3 protein-coding genes are annotated in these 4,076 nt (G+C 69.0%); all 3 read right to left on the reverse strand.

Annotation, left to right across the window (positions count from 1 at the left end):
- The coding region (gene rmuC, locus ACESL5_RS09440; protein WP_372592529.1) for a DNA recombination protein RmuC at positions 1-1,475 on the reverse strand (1,475 nt) is incomplete at its 3' end.
- Entirely contained in the window at positions 1,472-2,479 is a 1,008-nt protein-coding gene (gene ribF, locus ACESL5_RS09445) for a bifunctional riboflavin kinase/FAD synthetase (RefSeq protein ID WP_372592530.1), read from the reverse strand. The genes rmuC and ribF, both read right to left, overlap by 4 nt.
- A gap of 11 nt (positions 2,480-2,490) precedes the next feature.
- On the reverse strand, positions 2,491-4,071 hold the full coding sequence (gene murJ, locus ACESL5_RS09450) for a murein biosynthesis integral membrane protein MurJ (protein ID WP_372592531.1): 1,581 nt from the start codon (positions 4,069-4,071) through the stop codon (positions 2,491-2,493).
- Between the last annotated feature and the right edge of the window lie 5 nt (positions 4,072-4,076).

Consider the following 4,076-nt stretch of genomic DNA (forward strand, 5'->3'; position numbering starts at 1 on the left):
GCCGTCAACGGTCGCGGCTCCTGGGTGACGGGTTCGAGGTTCTTCAGGTCCTTGTCCTGGGAGACGGTCTTGAGGTCGCGGAACTTGCGGGCGCTGGGCAGTACGCGGGTCTCGAGGGTGCCCACGGAGCTGTTGTAGGCATTGACCGTCTGGTTGAGGCTCTTGCCCACCTTGGTCCAGTGCTCGGCCAGCGTGCCGATGCGCTCGTAGAGCTCCTTGCCCAGTGCCGCCACCTCGGCGGCGTTCTGCGCCATGGCTTCCTGCCGCCAGCCGTAGGAGACGGCCTTGAGCAGCGCGATCAGGGTGGTGGGGCTGGCCGGGATGACGCGGTTCTCGGCGCCGTACTCGATCAGCCCCGGGTCCTCGGCCAGGGCCGCGGAAAAGAAGGCCTCGCCGGGAACGAACAGCACCACGAACTCAGGCGACGGGTCGAACTGGTCGAAGTAGCTCTTCTTCGCCAGCTGCCCGACGTGGTTGCGCACCTGCCGGGCGTGATGGACCAGTGCCGCCTTGCGGGCGGTCTCGTCCTGCGCCTCGACGGCCTGCAGGTAGGCATCCACCGGCGCCTTGGCGTCGACCACCACCTGTCGGCCACCGGGCAGGTGGACGATCAGGTCGGGGCGCAGGCGGCCGTTCTCGGTGCTCTGGCTGACCTGCTCGTCGAAGTCGCAGTGTTCGAGCATGCCGGCCATCTCGACCACGCGCTTGAGTTGCAGTTCGCCCCAGCGCCCACGCGCCTGCGGCTGGCGCAGGGCCTTGACGAGGTCCGCGGTCTCGCGGTGGAGCTGCGGCAGGTGGGTCTGCAACAGATCGTTGACCTGCTGGGTGAGCGCCGAGTAGGCGCTGGTACGCGCCTGCTCGAGCCCATCGAGCTTGGTGTCGAACTTCTCCAGGCGCTCGCGGATCGGAGCGGTGAGCTGTTCGATCGCCTTGTGACGCGCGGAGAGGTCGTCCTTCGCCTGGTGCTGGAAGCGCTCTAGGTTCTCGCGCGCGAGCCGGAGAAAGGACTCGTTGTTGCGCGACAGAGCGTCGGAAGACAGGCTCTTGAAGGCATCCGACAGCTTCGCCCGCGCCTCGTCTAGCAGCGCGAGCTTTTCCTCGGCCGCGCGACGCTCCTGATCGAGGCGTTCGGTGAGTTCGGCGTTGGCCGCCTGCAGCCGAGCCGCGGCCGCCCGCTCCTGCTCGAGGGCGGCCATCGCCTCGCGGCGCTGCGCCTCGACCGCTTCCCGGCCGGAAACGAGATGCTCGCACTCGGCCTCCAGGCGCGTGACCCGGGTACGGGCATCGGCCAGCGCACCGGTCTCCTCCTCGAGAATGGCCTCCAGGCGCGCCGCCTCGTCGCCGAGACGTCGGCGTTCGTGGCCCTCGGCACGCAGCCGCGCAGCCAGCCAGGCCACCGCGACCGCGGCGACCACGACCAGCCCGGCCAGCCCCCAGGCGAGCGGTTGGTTCAACAACAGATCCAGTTCGTTCACGTTCTTTCTCCATCCGGGCGGTCAACCGCCCAGGGGTGATCCGCCCCTTCGTGTGTATCGATCAAGCCGCGCGCCTCGGCGACGTCCCGCCCGATCTGCTCGACCAGGGCATCCAGCGACTCGAAGCGCCGCTCGTCGCGGATGCCGGCGAGAAAGTCCACCTCCACCAGCCGGCCATAGAGATCGCCTTCGAAATCCAGCAGGAACACCTCCAGCCGGGCCTCGACACCGTCGACGGTCGGCCGCGTGCCGATATTGGCCACCCCGTAGCGCGGTTCGCCCCCGATGCCGGACACCCGAACCAGGAAGACTCCACGCAACGGCGACAGGCGGCGTCGCAACGCGATATTGGCGGTGGGAAAACCAAGCTGGCGGCCGCGCTTGTCGCCGTGCATCACCCGCCCACAGAGAAAGAACGGGTGACCGAGCAGCCGAGCGGCCTCGACCACGTCGCGGGTCTCGAGCGCCGCGCGTACCCGAGTCGAGGAGACACGCTCTCCGTCCAGCGCCACGGTTCGTGCCCGCTCGACGCCGAAGTCGTTTAGCCTCGCAAGCGACTCGAGCAGGGCGAAGTCCCCGCGGCGCTGCGCCCCGAAACGGAAGTCGTCGCCGATCACCACGTGGCGCGCCCCCATCGCCCCGACCAGCAGGCGAGTGACGAAGTCCTCGGCGGGCAGCTCGGCCAGCCGCCGGTTGAAGGGCAGCAGTACCACCCGGTCGACCACGCCCAGCCGGTCGAAGGCGACGAAGCGCTCACGCAGGCGGGTCAGGCGGGCGACGGGGGTCACTCCCCTCACCTCGGCGAAGTACTCACGCGGCAAGGGTTCGAAGATGACGACGAACAGCGGCAGGCCGAGCGCGCGGGCCCGCTCGGCCGCCTGGCGGATCACCGCCTGGTGGCCACGATGGACCCCGTCGAAGTTGCCGATGGTGACCACCGCGCCCCCCGGGGCGAGCGGCGTGTCGGCCGGCGAATCGGTGACATGAAGGCGCGTCAACTGCATTCTAGATTCCGTTAGCCACGCTCGGGCGGCACGTCACGATCGAAGGTCACCACCGCCCACAACCGGCGGGGCGTGTGGCCGAACAGGGCCGCGACGACGACGAAGAACAGCACGCCGAGCAGTATCATCCCGGCCACCGCCGCCAGCCGCATGCCCGCCCCCCAGGCCGTCCACACCTCGGCCGGCGGGCTGATCCACAGCAGCAGGCCGGCCATGATCAGTGCGGAGAGGGTGATCCGGCTGATGAAGCGGCGCGTGCCCGGCTCGACCCGCCACGCACCCCGTTGCCGCAGGGTCCAGCCCAGCAGGAGCGCGTTCACCCAGGCGGCCATCACCGTGGTCAGCGCCAGGCCGACGTGGGCCAGATGCCCGCCGAGCAGGAACACCCAGGGCAGCACCAGCACCGCCTTGAAGCCCAGATTGGCGAGCACCGAGATCACGGCGATGCGTACCGGCGTGGTCGTGTCCTGCCGGGAGAAGAACCCCGGCGCGAAGATCTTGATCAGCAGGAACGCCGGCAGCCCCAGCGCGTAGGCGGTCATCGCCAGCGCCACCATCTGCGTGTCCATGGCGGTGAAGGCATCATACTGGAACAGCGTGGCCAGAATGGGCACCGCCAGGCCGATCAGCCCCGCCATGGCCGGCACCCCGATCAGGAACGTCAGGCGCAGGGCCCCGTTGACGGTGCGATTGTAATCCTCGTCGCTGCCACGGGCGAAGGCACGCGACAGGGCCGGCAGGATCACCGTGCCGATCGCCACGCCGAACACCCCCAGCGGCAGCTCCACCAGCCGGTCCGAGTAGTACAGCCAGCTCACCGAGCCGGCCACCAGCAGGGAGGCGAGGATGGTGTCGACCAGCAGGTTGATCTGCGTCACCGAGGCGCCGAACATCGCCGGCAGCATCAGCCGCAACGTCTTGCGCACCCCCGGATGCCGACCGAACCGAGGCCGCGGCAGCAGCCCCAGCCGGGCAAGGAACGGCAGCAGGAAGAACAGCTGCAGGATGCCGGCGACGAACACCCCCCAGGCCAGCGCCATCACCGGTTGCTCGAAGAACGGAGCGGCGACAAGCGTCGCGGCGATCAGACTGATGTTCAGCCAGATGGGCGCGAGTGCCGGCATGGCGAAGCGACCGAATGCGTTGAGCGTGCTCGCCGCGAAGGCGGTCAGCGAGATGAACAGCAGATACGGGAAGGTGATCAGCAGCATCGTCTCGGCGAGTTCGCGCTGCCCCGGGTCGTCGGTGAAACCCGGCGCGAACAGCATGACCAGGAGCGGCGCGCCCGCCAGCCCCAGCGAGACGACCACCACCAGCACCGCGGCGAGCGTGCCGAACATGTGATCGACGTACTCCCTGAGCTCGGCGCGGGTCCGCGTCTCGCGGTATTCCGAGAGCACCGGCACGAAGGCCTGCTGGAACGCCCCCTCGGCGAACAGGCGGCGCAGGAAGTTGGGAATCTTGAAGACGACGAAGAAGGCATCGGTCGCCGCACTGGCGCCGAACACGCGCGCGAGCAGCACGTCGCGCACGAACCCCAGCACGCGCGAGATCATCGTCATGCCGCCGAAGGCCGCGCTGCTCTTCCAGATGCTCA

The organism is Guyparkeria sp. (assembly GCF_041687595.1).
Taxonomy (GTDB): Bacteria; Pseudomonadota; Gammaproteobacteria; order Halothiobacillales; family Halothiobacillaceae; genus Guyparkeria.